The organism is Pseudomonas sp. 51_B (assembly GCF_017491595.1).
Classification (GTDB): domain Bacteria; phylum Pseudomonadota; class Gammaproteobacteria; order Pseudomonadales; family Pseudomonadaceae; genus Aquipseudomonas; species Aquipseudomonas promysalinigenes.
In genome coordinates this window covers 1-16,550 of the sequence record NZ_JAFGYW010000003.1, presented here as the reverse complement: position 1 = coordinate 16,550, position 16,550 = coordinate 1, and the positions used below count along the sequence as shown (strand labels likewise).

Genomic DNA, 16,550 nt, shown 5'->3' with positions numbered 1-16,550 from the left:
TACCGACATTGCCGAGCCGCCGCCCATGCCAGCATCTGACCTGAAGGCCCGCCCATGAGCGCGGCCCGTAAGAACCCTGACGCCTTTGCCTTCCAGGTAATGCTGGGCCTATGCCTGATTTGGGGTTGCCAACAAGTGCTGATCAAAACGGCGGCCGTCGATATCGCCCCGGTGATGCAGGCTGCCCTGCGCAACGGCATTGCGGGGGTTCTGGTTGGCCTGATGATGTGCTGGCGCGGCGGCTGGGAGCAGGTAGGCCGTACTTGGCGCGGTGGCCTGTTGGCCGGTGGCTTGTTCGGCTTGGAGTTTCTGTTCATCGCCGAGGGTCTGAAGCTGACATCGGCAGCACATATGTCGGTCTTCCTGTATACCGCACCCGTCTTCACGGCGTTGGGCTTGCACTTCATGTTGCCGAGCGAACGATTGCGCCTGTTGCAGTGGCTGGGCATCCTGCTGGCGTTTGCCGGCATCGCGATGGCCTTTGCCGGCGGCATGTCATTCACCCAGATGGATGGGCGCACGCTGCTTGGCGATGCTTTGGGAGTCCTTGCCGGGCTGGCCTGGGGCGCCACTACCGTGGTGGTACGGGGCTCACGGCTTTCAGAGGCCCCGGCAACCCTGACGTTGTTCTACCAATTGGCGGTGGGTTTTGCCGGGTTATTGCTGATCGCTTTGGTCAGTGGGCAGATTGAGGATGTGACACTGACCCCGCTGGCAGTGGGTAGCGTATTGTTCCAAGGTATTGTGGTTTCGTTCGTCAGCTACCTGACCTGGTTCTGGCTATTGCGCAAATACTTGGCCTCCAACCTGGCGGTATTTTCGTTCATTACCCCACTGTTCGGAGTGACATTCGGGGTAGTGCTGCTGGGTGAGCCTTTGAGTGTGAATTTTGTGTTGGGGGCGGTGATGGTATTGCTGGGCGTAGTGCTGGTGAGTGCGGAGCCTTGGGTGAAGCAGCAACTGCGCAAGCTTTTAGGTTGAGGTTCAAGTCGCGCTCAAGTAGCTCGCGGGTGCATTGAGCACAGCACCAATCGGTGGGAGCGGCTTCAGCCGCGAAGAGGCTGGCCAAGCCAGTTGCTCCCGCCGATTGGGGATCACCTCAATACCTGTCCAGCCCTTGTACTTTCACCCACGAAAGGGCCGACGCTGATCCTCAGGCTCGGGTTGCCACCTCGCAATGTATGGCGCTCGAGCCCTTGCTCAACACCAACACCCCGGCTAGCCCCAGCCCAGATGCAGCCAGTGCCAGTGCTGGCTGGAGGCTCCCGCTGTAGTGATTGCTCAGCGCGGCCAACAGCGGGCCACTCAATTGTCCGAGGGCGAAACATGCAGTCAACAGCCCCGCGTTGCGTTGGGTGGCATGGGGAGCCAATTCCCGCGAGCGCTGCATCACCAGCTGCATGCACGCAAGGAAGGGGCCGCCGCAGAGCACCACACCCAGTGCCAGGCCCGTAGCACCGCCCACAAGGCACGCCAAGACCCCCAACGCTTGCAGCCATAGCATGGCTGTCAGCCAAGATGATGTGCGGCCCCTCTTGCGCAGGCTTACCAACACCACGCCTAGGGCTGCAGCTATCCCGAACGCAGGCCAGAACAGGTCAGCCATCCAGTTGCCAGCAAACTGCTGATCAGCCATCTGTGAAAGGAAGGTAGCGGGCAAGATGTAACCGACGCCGTACAAGGCGTAGACCAATCCTAGCCGGCCTATGCCGACACGGCGGTTTGCGCTTGGGTACGAGGCGGTGGCTACTGCAGTAGCCTGCAGGGCGCGGGGCAGCCAAGGGCGCAAGAGCAGCAGCATGACCAGCGCCGCCACCGCATAGATCAGCCAGAGGGCTGCCGAACCCAATGCCAGCGAGTGCGCAACCAGTGCCAGTAAGCCGGTCAAGGCAATACCCAATCCGGGGCCTGCGAATACCAGTGCCCCGAGGCGCTGACGCTGATGAGCATTGGCCACTTGCTGGCTGAGACTGGTGATCATGACCAGCACCCATGCACTGGCCACGCCTGTGCCAAAGCGCAACAGGACATGGCCCCAGAAACCCTCTGCCGCCCACGAGGCGAAGGTCAGCAGCACGCACATCCACAGCCCACCATGAAGCCGCAATTGCACTTGGCGTGGGCCCCGCGCGCGCATGCCGTCCAAGGCTCCTAGCAGGTAGCCCAGGTAGTTGGCGGCAGCGATCAGCCCGGCGGCGGTGAGGTCGAACTGACCTTCAGCGATCAATTGCGGCAATTGCGGTGTGAGGGCGAAGCGACCGATCCCCATTGCCATCATCAGGGCCACGGCACTGGCCAGTAGTTGTACGAGCGGCGACATGAGCTCTCTCCGTGTGTGATGAATGCGATGAATGGGAGCTTAAAGTCGATTGCGGTTTCAATAAAATTGAATAATGATGATGAAGTTGTTCATTTTTGGAGAATGCTTTGGAGTTCAGTCAACTACGCATCTTCCAGGCCGTGGCCGAGGAGGGTTCGGTCACGCGTGCTGCCGAGCGTCTGCACCGCGTGCCGTCAAACCTGTCGACGCGCCTGCGGCAGTTGGAGGAGCAGCTGGGTGTGGAGCTGTTCGTGCGCGAGCGCCAGCGCTTGCAGCTATCCCCAGCGGGTAAGGTACTGCTGGATTTCACCCACCGCCTTTGGGCATTACGCGAGGAGGCCGTGGCAGCAGTGCAGGGCGGTCAACCGGCTGGCGATTTCGTCCTCGGCACTATGTACAGCACAGCTGCCATTCACTTGCCCCCCTTGTTGGCGCGTTACCACCAGCAATACCCTGCCGTGAATCTGCAGGTGCGGGCAGCGCCCAGTGGCGAATTGCTCGAAAGCCTACTCAGTAATCGCTTGGATGCGGCACTGGTGGACGGCCCACCTCGCTTGGCAGGGCTGGACGGCGTGCGTTTGTGCGATGAGGTGTTGGTGTTGATTACCTGTCCTCAGCATGCAGAGGTGCGCAGTGCCAAGGACGTGGCTGGCAAAGCGGTGTTCACGTTCCGCCAAGGCTGTTCCTACCGTATGCGTTTGGAAGCCTGGTATGCCCATGAGCACACGCCCATGGGGCGGGTAATGGAAATCGAGTCTTATCAGAGCATGCTGGCCTGCGTGATTGCTGGCGCTGGGGTGGCCCTGATGGCGCAGTCGATGTTAGATAGCCTGCCTGGGCGCGATCAGGTCACGGCGCACCGCTTGCAGGCGCCGTTCGATCATGCGCAAACCTGGTTGATGTGGCGCCAAGGCATGTGCGGGGCGAATTTGCAGGCTTGGATTGATTTGCAACAAAGGGAAACGATTAGCCAGTCGTCGGAATGCGCCGTTTCCGCTTGATCCGCGTCAAACTAGGCCATATCTGTAAGAATAAGGGCATGCGTAGTACAGAGCATCAGACTATGATCTGTATGAAACATCGCAGGATTGAATTGCCGTGAGGCTGACCCGTCAAGGGGGCATTATGAGAAACCAAATGTTCAACTGGCTCCACGACCTGGGCGTCGCCTTGGGGCTGATTCCACCACCCTTGCAGCCGGTGCCGATCCCGACTGATGAAGAGCAGCGCAAGCGCCAGCCGCGCCGTCGCTGAGATGCAAAAAAGGCCGCAGCACCTGGATAGGTGCTGCGGCCTTTTTGTTTCTGCTGCATCTGCTTGGGCATCATTGGCCCGTTCGCGGATAACCCTACACAGTAGGCTCACAGGCTTGCAAAGCCGTGATATCCGCGAGTGTGCGAGCTTGGCCGCGAAGAGGCCGCTGCAGGCTAGCCCATCAGGCCAGCTTTACTTCACCCACCGGTTTGCGCGACAGCACGCTCACCAGCACGAAGCTCACCAAGCCAACCACCAAGCTGTAGTAGATCGGCGTATTGGCATCCAGCCCGTCCTTGAACATGAACAACAGCGCGGTGGCAAAGCCCAGCGACATGCTGGCAATGGCGCCTGCGGTGGTCGCACGCTTCCAGAAAATCGCACCGATCAACGGGATCAGCATGCCGCCGACCAGCAGGTTGTAGGCCAAGGTCAGGGCGCTGATCACATCGTTCACCGCCATGGCGATGCCCAGCACCACCAGGCCTGTGAGCAGGGTGAACAGGCGGCTGACGCCCAGGCTGGACTGCTTGCCGCCTCGCAGCTTGGGCAACAGGTCTTCGGTCAGGGTGGTCGAGGCTGCCAACAGGCCGGCACTGGCGGTGGACATCATCGCTGCCAGGGCTGCCGCCATCAGCAGGCCACGGATGCCTTCGGGCAGTTGCCCTTTGATCATCTCAGCGAAGGCGTTGTTCGGGTTGGCAAGGTCAGGCATCAGTACGTGGGCGCACATGCCGATCAGGGCGCATGCCAGCCCGTACAGCACGCAGTACACACCGGCAGTGGTGCCGGCGCGCTGGCAGACCTTCGCGTCACGGGCAGTGAAAACCCGCTGCCAGATGTCCTGGCCGATCAGGATGCCGAAGAAGTAGATCAGGAAGTAGGTGATGATGGTGTCCCAGCCGATGGTGGTCCAGCTGAAGCTGGCCGCTGGGAGTTTGGCCACCAAGGTATCCCAGCCGCCGGCCTTGTACAGGCAGATGGGCAGCAGGATGAACATCAGGCCAACGGTCTTGATCACGAACTGGACGATGTCGGTGAGGGTGAGCGACCACATGCCGCCGATGGTCGAGTACACCACTACAACGCCGCCGCCGAGCAGTAGCGACACCCAGAACGGCACATCAAGCAGCACTTGCAGGACGGTGGCCATGGCCAGGGTCGAGGTCACCCCGATCATCAGCGCATAGGCCAACATGATTGCCGCACTGGCCTGGCGGGCCATAGGGTTGTAACGGCGTTCCAGCACCTGGGTGACGGTGAAGATCTTCAGGCGCAGCAGTGGTTTGGCCAGGAACAGGTTCAGGGCGATGATGCCCAGGCCCAGAGCCGCACACAGCCAGAAGCCAGAGATGCCATGCACGTAGCCCAGCCTAACGGTACCGACGGTGGATGCACCACCCAATACGGTTGTGGCCATGGTCCCCATGTACAAGGTAGGGCCGAGGTTGCGCCCGGCCACAAGGTAGTCTTCGTGGGTTTTCGCGCGCCGCATGCCGTACCAGCCCAGCCCGAGCATGCCGACGGTATAGATCATTACAACAATGATGTCCAAGGCCATTGGGGGTCTCCCGATTATCTTTATTATGGCGAGATCGACCACTCGGGCGCGTCGTGGCGCCCGGCGGTTTTGTCTTGTGTTGGCGGGCCTCTATGGCCCTCCCTCATGGCTCCTGCCGGGGTTCAGCGGTATCAGCGGCGCACTACGCCTGGCAGCACGCAGAGCATTTCGAACAGCAGGTTGGCGCCGAGCAGCGAGGTGTTGCCGGTGGTGTCGTAAGGTGGGGAGACTTCAACCAGGTCACAGCCGATCAGGTCCAGGCCGTGGCAGCCGCGAATGATCTCCATCGCCTGAATGGTGGTCAAGCCGCCGATTTCCGGGGTACCGGTGCCAGGCGCCCATGCCGGGTCGATGCCGTCGATGTCGAACGACAGGTACACCGGGCCACCACCGACTTTCTCGCGCACTTCGGCCATCAGCGGCTCAAGCGACTTGTGCCAGCACTCTTCGGCCTGCACGACACGAAAGCCCTGGCGGCGGCTCCAGTTGAAATCGTCGGCGGTGTAACCCTGGGCACGCAGGCCGATCTGCACGACGCGGTCGCAATCGAGCAGGCCTTCTTCCACGGCGCGGCGGAAGGTGGTGCCGTGGGCGATCTTCTCGCCGAACATATGGTCGTTGACGTCGGCATGGGCATCGATGTGTACCAGGCCAATCTTGCCGTGCTTCTTGTGCAGGGCACGCAGGATCGGCAGGGTGATGGTGTGGTCGCCACCCAAGGTCATCGGGATGATGTTGTGTTCGAGGATCTCGTCGTAGGCCTCTTCGATGATGCGCACGGCGTCGAGCAGATTGAACGTGTTGATAGCCACATCGCCGATGTCGGCCACCGACAGCGAGTCGAACGGGGCAGCGCCTGTAGCCATGTTGTAGGGGCGGATCATCACCGATTCGGCGCGGATCTGCCGCGGGCCGAAACGGGTGCCGGAGCGCAGCGAGGTGCCGATGTCCAATGGCACGCCGATGAACGCGGCGTCCAGGCCTTCGGCACTTTGCAGGTGGGGCAGACGCAGCATGGTGGCGATGCCGCCGAAACGCGGCATTTCGTTGCCGCCCAGTGGTTGATGCAAAACTTTGTCCACGGTGGGCCTCATCAGTCGGTCGATTGTTGTGTTTGTTCGAACCTGTTCCGCCGCGCGCCTTCAAGGGCTCAATGCTTGGCGGGCAGGGACGTTTCGGCCAAGTCTGCGCAAGGTAGTGCGTAGGAAAAATCGCTACCGGCAAATACTTACTTCAGGAATTTCTGAACTAACGCCGGTCGCAGCGGTTAGACTTCCCGCAAATACTGCTGCGGAACTGTTGCACCATGGCCTCGACCTTGCCCGACCTGAAACTGCTACGCATCTTCGTCAGCGTGGTGCGCCATCAGGGCTTCGCCAATGCCCAGCGCGAGCTGAATCTGTCCACCTCGGCCATCAGCACCTACATGAGCCAGCTCGAAGGGGCCTTGGGGCTTGTACTGTGTCACCGTGGCCGTGGCGGTTTCAGCCTGACCAGCAAAGGTGAACTGTTTCACCAGGAAACCTTGCGCCTGCTGGCTGAATTGGACGGCTTCGAGCAGTACGCCGCTGCGCTCAAGGGCGAGTTGCGAGGTACTCTGAACCTGGGGGTGATCGACTCGACCGTCGGTGATCGCGCGCTACCCTTGGCCGAGGTCATCGGTGCCTATAGCCAGGAACACCCCGCTGTGCATTTGCACCTGTCGGTTTCCAGCCCTTACGAGTTGCAGCTCGGGGTGCAGGACAACCGCTTGGATCTGGCCATTGGCGCATTCTCGTCGCGTATGAGCGGCCTGCTTTATCAACCGCTCTACCGCGAGCAGCACTGGCTGTATTGCAGCAGCCGCCACCCGTTGTTTGCCGAACGGCGCATCCCGGAGCAAGTGGTGACCCAGCAACGCATGGTCGGGCGCGGTTATTGGAGCCAGGCGGAGCTGGCTCGGCACGGTTTCAAACACAGTGCCGCGACCGTGGAAAGTATGGAGGCGCAGCTGATTCTGATCCTGTCCGGGGCTTACATTGGTTATCTGCCCGAACATTATGCGCAAGCATGGGCCGACAAGGGTGACCTTCGAGTGCTATCGCCTGCGACTTTCGGCTATCAGGCGCCATTCTCGTTGATCATCCGCCGAGGCCGTAGTCGCGAACCGCTGATTCAAACGTTCCGTGACCTGCTTAAAAGCCAGCTCTACGCAGGATGACGGGAACGTTCTGGATAAATTTTTTCGAGTGCTACTCATGTCCTTCAAAAGTTGACCGCTAACTTGCTAGCGCTCTGCTAAATAAATAAAAGCGCGTTGATTATCCACTCATCTTGAAAGGACCGTTTGAGATGCGGATGAATATGCCCGTCACCGAGCACGAAAGAACCTTCCCCAGCGAACAGCGCCTGATCTCGACCACGGACCTGGACAGCCGCATCACCTATTGCAACGACGCCTTTGTGGCGATCAGCGGCTTCACCTACGAAGAATTGGTTGGGCAGCCGCATAATCTGGTGCGTCATCCGGACATGCCCGCTGCCGTGTTCGCCCATATGTGGGAAACCATCAGGCAAGGCAAGCCGTGGATGGGGGTGGTCAAGAACCGGGCTAAAAATGGCGATTTCTACTGGGTAAGCGCCTACGTCACGGCGATTTATGAAAATGGCCGCATCAGCGGTTACGAGTCAGTCCGCTCCGTGCCAAGCCGCGAGCAGATCCGCCGCGCCCAAGCGCTCTATGCGCGCCTGCGCGGGGGCAAGTCGGCGGTTCCGGCGGCGGCTCGCCTGGGCTACGTACTGGGGCATGGTTGGCCTCTGCTCGGGGCTGGCCTGGTGTCGGCGGCGGCCTATCTGTGGCTGCCGCCCTACGGGGCTTTGGCGGTGCTGATGGCAAGCATGCTAGTGGCCTGGTGCGTACTCGAACAGCAACAGAACCGAGCGATCCGCCGCACCCTTGCCGAGCACCCCAAAGCCTTCACCAGCCCATTGGTGGCCCTGACCTACAGCGACAACAGCGGCCTGCGTGGCCAGCTGGACCTGGCGATCATCAGCGAGGAGGCGCGTTTGCAAACCGCGCTTACTCGCCTGGTGGATGCTGGCATTGGGGTCAAATCGCGGGCCGCTCAGTCGGCCGACTTGTCCGATGCCCAGGCTCAGATGCTCGACCGCCAACGCAGTGAAACCGACCAGTCGGCCACTGCCATTGCGCAAATGGCAGCGACCATTGCGCAAGTGACCGTGAATGTGCAGAGCACTGCCCATGCTGCCGGTGATGCCGATCAGCTGGCCCAGCATGGCAGCGAACTGGCCCAGCAGAGTCTCAAAGCCATGGGGAGCATGAGTGAAGCTGTCAGCGACATCGGCCAGGCGGTCAATGCCCTGGCTCAGCAGACCCAGTCGATCGGCAGCGTGGTCGATGTGATCACCTCGATTGCCGAACAGACCAACCTGCTGGCGCTCAATGCCGCCATCGAGGCGGCCCGAGCCGGGGAGCAGGGTAGGGGCTTCGCAGTAGTGGCAGACGAAGTGCGCTCATTGGCGCAGCGTACGCGCTCGTCCACCGACGAGATTCATCAGATCATCGCCTCGTTGCGCGCCGGGGCCGAGCGGGCGGTCAGCACGGCCAGCCGGGGCGAGCAGATTTCCCGAGATAGCGTGCACAGCGTTGAGGCCGTGCAGGCGGCGCTGGCCGGCATCGCCCAGGCGGTGAGCCGCATCACTGGCATGAGCCAGCAGATGGCTACCGCATCGGAGCAGCAGAGCCATGTAGCTGAGGACATCAACCAGCAAATCGTGCGTATAGCTCATCTGTGCGACCAGACGGCAGGGCAAGCCAAACAGGGAGCCGAAATCAGCCAGGAACTGGAGCGGATGGCCGAGTACCTGCATAGCCTGGCGGAGCGTTTCAACCGCTGAGGCCCTTGGCCCGCAAAGCGGGCCCAAAATCACGGCATATGGCAAAATACTCCGCCAACGGAGAACATCATGCCCAGACCCCGCTGCGATCGCTGCCAGCGCCCGCTCGACCATTGTCTTTGCCCACTGATCCCCAACCTTGGCAGCCGCACCCGTGTGCTCCTGCTGCAGCACCCCAGTGAAACCGCCCACGCATTGAATACCGCGCGCCTGGCCGCCTTGGGCCTGGTCAATGCCGAACTGCGGGTTGGGGAGGTGTTCGATGATCTGGCCGAGCTGCTGGCGACGCCGGGTTATCGCCCTGTGCTGCTGTTCCCTGGCGAGCAGGCCCAAGCGCTGGCTGCCTATTGCGAAACCGACGATAGGCCATACCTGTTGATCGTCCCCGACGGCACCTGGCGCAAGGCGCGCAAATTGCTGTATTTGAATCCGCTGCTTGATGCTCTGCCCCGAGTGACCCTGGCTGAGGTGACACCCTCGCGCTATCGCCTGCGCAAGGCCCCGGAGCCGGGGGCGGTGTCGACCATCGAGGCCGTGGTGCAGGCGTTGAACGTGCTGGAGCAGCCAGCCAGTTTCGATGAGCTGCTGCGGCCGTTCGAGGCGTTGATCGAAGGGCAGATCAAGGCGATGGGGGCTGAGGTGTTTGAGCGCAATCATGGTTGTTAAGGCCTCTGCGCGCGAACCCCACAGAAATAACTGGCCCGAAACAAACGTAGGATTGAGAGGGATTGCACCTGGCCGCCCTCACGAATTCCCTCTCAGTCACCGCTCGCGCAGCGCCTCGGTTCGTGCCTTGAGCACCGGCTTGAGCAGATAATCCAGCACACTTTTCTGCCCGGTGATGATATCCACCGTGGCCACCATCCCGGGGATGATCAGCAGCGGCTTGTTGTCCCCGCCCAAGTGGTTCTTATCGGTTCGCACCTGGATCAGATAAAACGCGTTGCCCTTTTCATCGGTTACGGTATCCGCGCTTATCAGCTCCAGCTTGCCCTTGAGCCCGCCATAAATGGTGTAGTCGTAGGCGCTGAACTTGACCATGGCCGGTTGCCCCGGGTGCAGGAAGGCTACGTCCTGCGGGCGCACCTTGGCCTCGATCAGCAGGTTGTCTTCGATCGGCACGATCTCCACCAGATCGCTGCCTGGCTGCACCACACCACCGATGGTGTTGACCTTGAGCAGCTTCACGATCCCGCGCACGGGTGACACCACGGTGGTGCGGTTGACCCGGTCGTCGATGGCGATACTGGTGGCGGTTATCTTGGACAACTCGGTGCGTTTGTCGTTGAGCTCTTTGGCTGCGTCCGAGCGGAAGCTTGCTTCGGACTCTTCGATCTTGCTCTTGATCTCGGCGATCGCCGCTTCGGCCCGTGGGATGGCCAGGCTGGTGGCGTTGAGTTGGCCACGTGCCTCCACGGTGCGCTGTTTGAGGCGAAGAATTTCCACTGGGGAAATGGCCCCTTTGCTGACCAAGGGCGCCGACATGTCCGTTTCCTGCTGCAGCAGCGCTACCGCCGAGCGGTATTGATCGACTTTGGAGCGAAATTCGGCAAGCTCCTGGTTCTTCTGCCGTAGTTGCTCGTTGAGGGTCTGTTTTTCGCTGGCCAGGCGTCGCTGACGCGAGCCATACAGGGCAATCTCGTCTTCAGCGACCTGAGGGGCTTTGGCGCGCACTTCGTCCGACAGCACGAAGGGCCGCCCCTCGGCCTCTGCCGCTAGGCGCTCGACCTGGGCTGTCAGGGCGTATCGGTCGGCTTCGCTTTCGCCTTTGTTTGACTTGAAGCGGGTGTCGTCCAGACGCAGCAGCGTGGCACCTTTCTCGACCATCTGGCCTTCGCGCACGAAGATTTCGGTGACGATACCGCCTTCAAGGTTTTGCACCACCTGCACTTTGCTTGATGGGATGGCCTTACCTTCACCTACCGTCACTTCGTCGAGCACCGCCAGGCTCGCCCAGACCAGCGCCGCCAGTAACAGCGCTGCAGCCAGCCATACGGTCAGGCGCGAAAAACGAGGCGAATCCTGTAAGGTGGCGCCGGCCAATTCCGGCATGTAGTCATGTTCGGCCCGTTTGTCGGTGCCATGGCCGCTGCGTACGTTGTGCGTGAGAGGCATGGTGAACTCCTACAAAGCAGAGCCAATACGACCTTTGCGCAGGGCGTCGACAACGGCATCTTTCGGCCCGTCTGCGACAACTTTGCCGTTGTCCAGCACCACCAGGCGGTCCACCAGGCTGAGCATGGAGGTGCGGTGGGTGACCAGCAGCAGGGTTTTACCGGGCACCCAGGCAAGCAGACGCTGGCGCAGTTGCTCTTCGCTGCTGTTATCCATGTGGCTAGTGGGTTCGTCCAAGATCAGGATCGGCGGCTCCAGCAGCAGTGCGCGGGCCAGCAGCACGGCCTGGCGCTGGCCGCCGGACAGCAGCTGCCCGCGTTCGCCCACTGGGCGATCGAAGCCGTTGGGGTGCTGCCTGGCCAGTTCGCTGACCCCGGTCAGTTCGGCTACTTCCAGCATGCGTGCATCGCTGATGTGGCGTGCGCCCAAGGTCAGGTTGTCACGCAGGCTGCCGGCCAGCAGTGATAGGTCATGGGCAACGTAGCCGATCTGGCTGCGCAAGTCGGCGATGTCCAGTTGGCGCAAGTCGAGGTTGTCCAGCAACACCTGGCCCTCATCGGGGTGGTGAAAACCCATCAGCATGCGGCCCAAGGTGCTTTTGCCCGAACCGCTGCGGCCGATGATGCCGATACGCTCGCCCGGAGTTACCACAAGGCTCACATCCTGCAGGGCTGGGTTTGTCTGCCCTGGGTAGCGGAAGCTGACGTGGCTCAGCGCCAACTCGCCTTTGAGCGTGGGGTGCTCCAACGCTTGCTGGTCGGGCTGACGTTCCTGGGGCAGGGCCATCAGGGCGTCGGTGCTGCGCATGGTCAGCTGTGCCTGCTGGTAGCGGGTGATCAAGCCGGCGATCTGCCCCAGCGGTGCCAGTACCCGGCTACCGAGCATATAGCTGGCGACCAGCGCGCCGACGCTGAGGTTACCGGCGATGATGCTGTACACGCCGGCAACGATGGTGGCCATGCCGCAGAACTGCTGGATGAATAACGTGCCATTGCTGGCCAGCGATGACAAGTTACGGGCATGGGCATCGAGCCGGGCGATGGCGGCGTTGGTGTGTTCCCATTGGTACTGACGCTCGCTTTCTGCACCGCAGGCTTTGAGGGTTTCCAGGCCGCCAAGGGTTTCGATCAGAAGCGCCTGGCGCACGGCGCCCAGGCTCAGGCTTTTTTGCACGGTGTCGCGCAGGCGGGCTTGGATCAGCAAGGCAAAGCCTACCGCCACCGGGAAGGCGATCAGTGGTATGGCTACCAGCCAGCCGCCGAGCAGGCCGATCACCAACAGCATCAGGGCGACGAAAGGCAAGTCGATGATGCTGGTCAGGGTGACCGCGGTGAGGAATTCACGCAGGCCCTGGAAGTCGTGGATACTTTGGGCGAAGCCACCGATGGTGGCGGGCTTGGCCTTCATCGCCATCCCGGTGATGCGTTCGAACAGCGTGGCGGAGAGAATCAGGTCAGTCTTCTTGCCGGCTTGGTCCAGCAGGTGGGCGCGGACCATGCGCAGCACCAGCTCGAAGGCGGTGCCGATGAACAACCCGGCCACCAGCATCCACAAGGTCGACAGTGCCTGGTTGGGCACTACCCGGTCATAGGTCTGCATGACGAACAGCGGCACCATCAGGCCCAGCAGGTTGATCAGCAGGCTGGCCAGCAAAGCGTCGCCGTACAGCCAGCGGGAATGGCGCAAGGTATCGCGGAACCAGGCGTTGACCCTAGGGAGCAAGGGGGCGCGCACGTCTTCCAACGTATGCCGCGGGCGGGCGAACAAGGCGTGGCCGTTGTAGGCTTGCTCCAGCGCCTGACGCTCTACCCATTGCTCACCACCGTCGGCCTCGCAGGGCAGAATCAGCGCGCGGCCGTCTTCCCCCCAGCGCTGCAAGACCGCGCTGCGGCCATTGCCTAGCAATAACAGCACAGGCAGGTTCAGCGCCGAGATGTCGTCCAGCGCCCGCTTGAGCACCCGTGCTTGCAAGCCTGCGCGTGCGGCCGCCCGTGGGAGCAGCGCTGGGCCCAGGCGCTGATGGGCCAGCGGCAGGCCGCTGCACAGGCCGGCCCGGCTGGCTGGCCGGCCGTGCAGCCGGCATAGAATCAGCAAGCCATCGAGCAGTGGGTCATCGACATCCGGGCGCGGCTGCGCACTTTGCATACTGGTCACGATGGCCTCCTCCCGTCAGGGTGGATGGGTAGCTGTGCGGGTGATGCAGGCCAGCGCGAACGAGGCTTAGCGCATATCGGGCAGCCTGGCCTCGGTGCGAACATCGTTAGTAGCGATGGCCTCTGGTGGCAGCGAGATGCGCTGCTTGCTCAGCAGTTCACCCATGGTCGCCAGCACACGGTACATCGAGAACTCTTCGGTGTAGCGCACTTCGGTGTAGCGACGGTTGGCGTTGTACAGCTCGTTTTCGCTGTCGAGCACATCCAGCAGAGTGCGCTGGCCAAGGCCGAACTGGTCTTGGTAAGCAGCACGGACGCGTTGGGTGGTTTCGGCGTACTCACGGGCAGTCGGTGTTTGTTTACGCGCGTTGTTCATCGCGTTCCAGGCCAGGCTGAGGTTTTCGGTCAGCTCGCGCAATGCATTGTTGCGGATGTCCAACGCCTGATTGATCTTGTGCGCATCCGATTGCAGGCGGGCCTTGTCACTGCCGCCGCGGAACAGGTTGTAGCTGAGCTCGACGCCCGCCTGCCAGTCGTTGTTGCTGTGGCCTTTCTCGCCACCCAGGTTGTTGTTGGCACCGGTGGCCAGCACTGCGTCTAGGCGTGGATAGAACGGCGATTTGGCGACTTCGTACTGCTTCTCGGCAGCGTTGACGTCAGCCTGGGCCGACTTGAGGTAAGGGTTGTTCTGGCGCAAGCCTTCACGTGCTTCATCGAGTGTGGTTGGCATCTCGATCTTTACCGACTGCGGCCCCTCCAGCTCGTCGGGCATACGGCCGACCACGCTGTAGAAGTTGGCTTCGGCATCGGCGAGGTCGACCTCGGCGGTGTCCAGGTTGTTTTCTGCCAGGGCGCGACGGGCACGGGACTGGTCGAGGTCGGCGGTGCTGCCGACGCCACGCTCACTGCGCAGGCCGATCTGATCGTTGACGCGCAAATGGGCTTGCAAGTTGTTCTTGGCCAGCGTCACCAGTTCACGGCGCTTGAGCACTTCCAGGTAGACCTCGATGGCGCGCAAGGCAACGTCTTGAGCGACCGCCTGGGTGTAGTAGGCGCGAGAGGTGGCTACCGCTTCGGTGCGGCCCACTTCATTGGCAGTGTTGAAACCGTCGAAAATCATCTGCCGCAGGCGCAGCTCGGACTGGGTGTAGTTCAGGGTTTCCTTGTTGTGGTTTCTGCTGCCGTCGGCATTTAGGCCGCGGGTGTTGAGGTTGTCCGAGCGCTGGCGCCCGTAGCCTGCAACCAGATCCACGCTCGGGTAGTAGCCGCCCCGGGCAAATTTCACATCTTCATCGGCGGAAAGCTTGTTGTTGCGGTTCGAGCTGATTTGCGGGTGGTAGTCAACGGCGCTCTGGATAGCTTCGTTGAGGGACATCGCCTCGACGTTGGTGCATGCGATAGCTAGCAGCATCGCGCTGGCGAGGGGGGTTAAAACACGCATGGGGTTACTTCTCCCTGGTCACAAAAAAAATCTTGGATTCGCCAATAAAATGGCGATTTTTATAGTTCGAATAGTTTCACGTTTGTAACAACAGAGCTAAGAACATTTGACGTCCGACCTAAGAAGATTTTGTCATAAGTCCTATGCGAAAAAAAACTTATGCGGTCTATCAAAAGCAAGACATTGTTTCCTTCATGAGAATTCGCGAGCCTTTGCAGCCCGCGACTTACGAGCATTTTATAAAGTTCCATAGATTTTTGGCCAAGAACGCGAGACGGATAGGTGAAAGCAGTATTTGGCGACAGAAATTTGGCGCTTAGTTACGCCGGCTCTAATAGTTTCTATCGCCGCAGTAGTGCCTGAGAGAACGATTCTCACCGTTGAGATTTTTCGAACTCCATGCCCACACCTGCCTGCGCTAAGTCATTGGCTGAAATAGCTGATCAGGAAGGGGAGGCGTGCGCTCATGGCTAAGTTAGTCGGTGTGGTCAGTAAGGTGGTAGGTCAGGTCTTCGCCGTCGACACCGATGGTAGCCGGCGCGCATTGATCGAGGGCGATCGTCTGTTCGCGGGCGAGCAATTGGAAACAGGCTCGGCCGGTGCCGTGGCTGTTCGTCTGCAGAGCGGCGCCGAGTTGACCTTAGGGCGCGACAGCAGTTTGCAGATGACCACGGACTTGCTCGCGGGCAGAGCGCCTGATGTGCAGCCTCACGATGTAACACCAAACGACGCGCAATTGAGTGATGTAGAGCGTATCCAACGGGCTATCGCAGCCGGCGACGATCCTACCCAGAGCGCCGAAGCTACCGCCGCAGGGGCAAGCAATGGCGGTGCGCCAGGTGCGCTGGGAGGCGGGCACAGTTTTGTGATGTTGAGTGAAGTCGCCGCGCGGGTGGACCCCGAGGTGGGTTTCCCAACGGCCGGCTTCAATGGTTTGCCCGAACTGGCAAACCGCGAAGTGGGGGGGCTTGACCCAAGCAATGGCAGTGCTCTGAGTGCCCCTCCATCAGTTGATGCAGGCCCGAACCCCGCAGTACCTTCGTCTCCTACAGTAGATCAAAACTACCCGGTCACTTTACTTGGGCTGGATATCGCCCCTGCGGAACTTAACCTTCTCGAGGCCAACCTGCCGCTGGGCTCTGCCAGCAATGCCGCTGCATTGACGCAACAGGGTAGTTTCACCGTGACGGCGCAAGATGGTGTGCTTAACCTGAGCGTGGGCGGCATCAATGTGGTGGCTGGCGGCGTGGTGACCGGCATCGGTCAGTCGATCACGACCGGGTTGGGTAACATCCTCACGGTTACCGGCTACAACCCGAGCACTGGCCAGGTGAGCTATAGCTATACGCTCACTGAATCCGGGCAGCACCTCGAGAGCGATGGCGCCAAGTCGTTGACCGAACAGTTTTCTGTGCAGGTCACTGACCGTGATGGCGATGTCGCTCAGGGTACGTTGAATGTCATCATTCACGACGACGCGCCGAAGGCTTTCGACGACAGCAATGCCGTGACCGCAACCGAACAGCAGATGGAGCTGACGGGCAATGTATTGACCAACGACGTGCAAGGCGCCGACCGTGTAGCAGGTGGGCCGGTGATTGCAGGCACCTTTAACGGTACCTACGGCACGCTGGTCCTGGCAGCCGATGGTTCCTACACCTACACACTTAACCCCAATGCAGCGGGCTTCAAAAATCTGGGCGGTGGCGGCAGTGGCGTAGAGAACTTCGCCTACACAATCAAGGATGCCGATGGCGATACCAGCACGGCGACCCTGACGCTGAACATTAACAACCTTGATGATCCTGT

Annotated in this window: 13 protein-coding genes; 7 read left to right on the top strand and 6 right to left on the bottom strand. The window is 61.0% G+C overall.

Annotation, left to right across the window (positions count from 1 at the left end):
• Positions 1-54: 54 nt before the first annotated feature.
• Positions 55-981, top strand: coding sequence for a DMT family transporter (locus tag J5M56_RS05225; protein WP_207870176.1), 927 nt, complete (start codon positions 55-57; stop codon positions 979-981).
• A gap of 172 nt (positions 982-1,153) precedes the next feature.
• Here the strand turns inward: J5M56_RS05225 and J5M56_RS05220 are convergent, their stop codons facing one another.
• A complete protein-coding gene (locus J5M56_RS05220) occupies positions 1,154-2,320 on the bottom strand; it encodes an MFS transporter (protein WP_207870173.1) in 1,167 nt (388 codons plus the stop codon).
• A 107-nt stretch (positions 2,321-2,427) separates the two neighbouring features.
• Between J5M56_RS05220 and J5M56_RS05215 the strand changes: the two genes are divergently transcribed.
• Positions 2,428-3,321 carry a LysR family transcriptional regulator gene (locus J5M56_RS05215; protein WP_207870171.1) on the top strand — a complete coding sequence of 298 codons (894 nt, stop codon included), beginning with the start codon at positions 2,428-2,430 and terminating at the stop codon, positions 3,319-3,321.
• Between the two features lie 124 nt (positions 3,322-3,445).
• A complete protein-coding gene (locus tag J5M56_RS27220) occupies positions 3,446-3,574 on the top strand; it encodes a PA1414 family protein (RefSeq protein WP_288442230.1) in 129 nt (42 codons plus the stop codon).
• Positions 3,575-3,755: 181 nt separating this feature from the next.
• Here the strand turns inward: J5M56_RS27220 and J5M56_RS05210 are convergent, their stop codons facing one another.
• Positions 3,756-5,135 (bottom strand): sodium:solute symporter, encoded by a 1,380-nt coding sequence (locus tag J5M56_RS05210; RefSeq protein ID WP_186478957.1) that lies wholly within the window; start codon positions 5,133-5,135, stop codon positions 3,756-3,758.
• A 131-nt stretch (positions 5,136-5,266) separates the two neighbouring features.
• A complete protein-coding gene (gene speB / locus J5M56_RS05205) occupies positions 5,267-6,217 on the bottom strand; it encodes an agmatinase (RefSeq protein WP_060479828.1) in 951 nt (316 codons plus the stop codon).
• A gap of 224 nt (positions 6,218-6,441) precedes the next feature.
• Here speB and J5M56_RS05200 point away from each other — a divergent pair, with 224 nt between their 5' ends.
• The 3 genes from J5M56_RS05200 to J5M56_RS05190 all read left to right on the top strand — a co-directional run bounded on the left by J5M56_RS05200 (position 6,442) and on the right by J5M56_RS05190 (position 9,698).
• Positions 6,442-7,335 carry a LysR family transcriptional regulator gene (locus J5M56_RS05200; RefSeq protein ID WP_060479829.1) on the top strand — a complete coding sequence of 298 codons (894 nt, stop codon included), beginning with the start codon at positions 6,442-6,444 and terminating at the stop codon, positions 7,333-7,335.
• A 131-nt stretch (positions 7,336-7,466) separates the two neighbouring features.
• Entirely contained in the window at positions 7,467-9,032 is a 1,566-nt protein-coding gene (locus J5M56_RS05195; protein WP_186478958.1) for a PAS domain-containing methyl-accepting chemotaxis protein, read from the top strand.
• Positions 9,033-9,101: 69 nt separating this feature from the next.
• Positions 9,102-9,698, top strand: coding sequence for a DTW domain-containing protein (locus J5M56_RS05190; RefSeq protein WP_186478959.1), 597 nt, complete (start codon positions 9,102-9,104; stop codon positions 9,696-9,698).
• Between the two features lie 96 nt (positions 9,699-9,794).
• Here J5M56_RS05190 and J5M56_RS05185 read toward each other — a convergent pair whose 3' ends face one another.
• The 3 genes from J5M56_RS05185 to J5M56_RS05175 all read right to left on the bottom strand — a co-directional run bounded on the left by J5M56_RS05185 (position 9,795) and on the right by J5M56_RS05175 (position 14,741).
• On the bottom strand, positions 9,795-11,147 hold the full coding sequence (locus tag J5M56_RS05185) for an HlyD family type I secretion periplasmic adaptor subunit (protein WP_186478960.1): 1,353 nt from the start codon (positions 11,145-11,147) through the stop codon (positions 9,795-9,797).
• Positions 11,148-11,156: 9 nt separating this feature from the next.
• Positions 11,157-13,292: a type I secretion system permease/ATPase gene (locus J5M56_RS05180; protein ID WP_207870387.1), complete on the bottom strand. Its 2,136-nt coding sequence runs from the start codon at positions 13,290-13,292 to the stop codon at positions 11,157-11,159.
• Positions 13,293-13,367: 75 nt separating this feature from the next.
• Entirely contained in the window at positions 13,368-14,741 is a 1,374-nt protein-coding gene (locus J5M56_RS05175; protein WP_207870169.1) for a TolC family outer membrane protein, read from the bottom strand.
• Positions 14,742-15,207: 466 nt separating this feature from the next.
• On the opposite strand from J5M56_RS05175, the gene J5M56_RS05170 reads away from it, so the two are divergent.
• Positions 15,208-16,550: retention module-containing protein (locus J5M56_RS05170; protein WP_207870167.1), on the top strand; the 1,343-nt coding region annotated here is incomplete at its 3' end.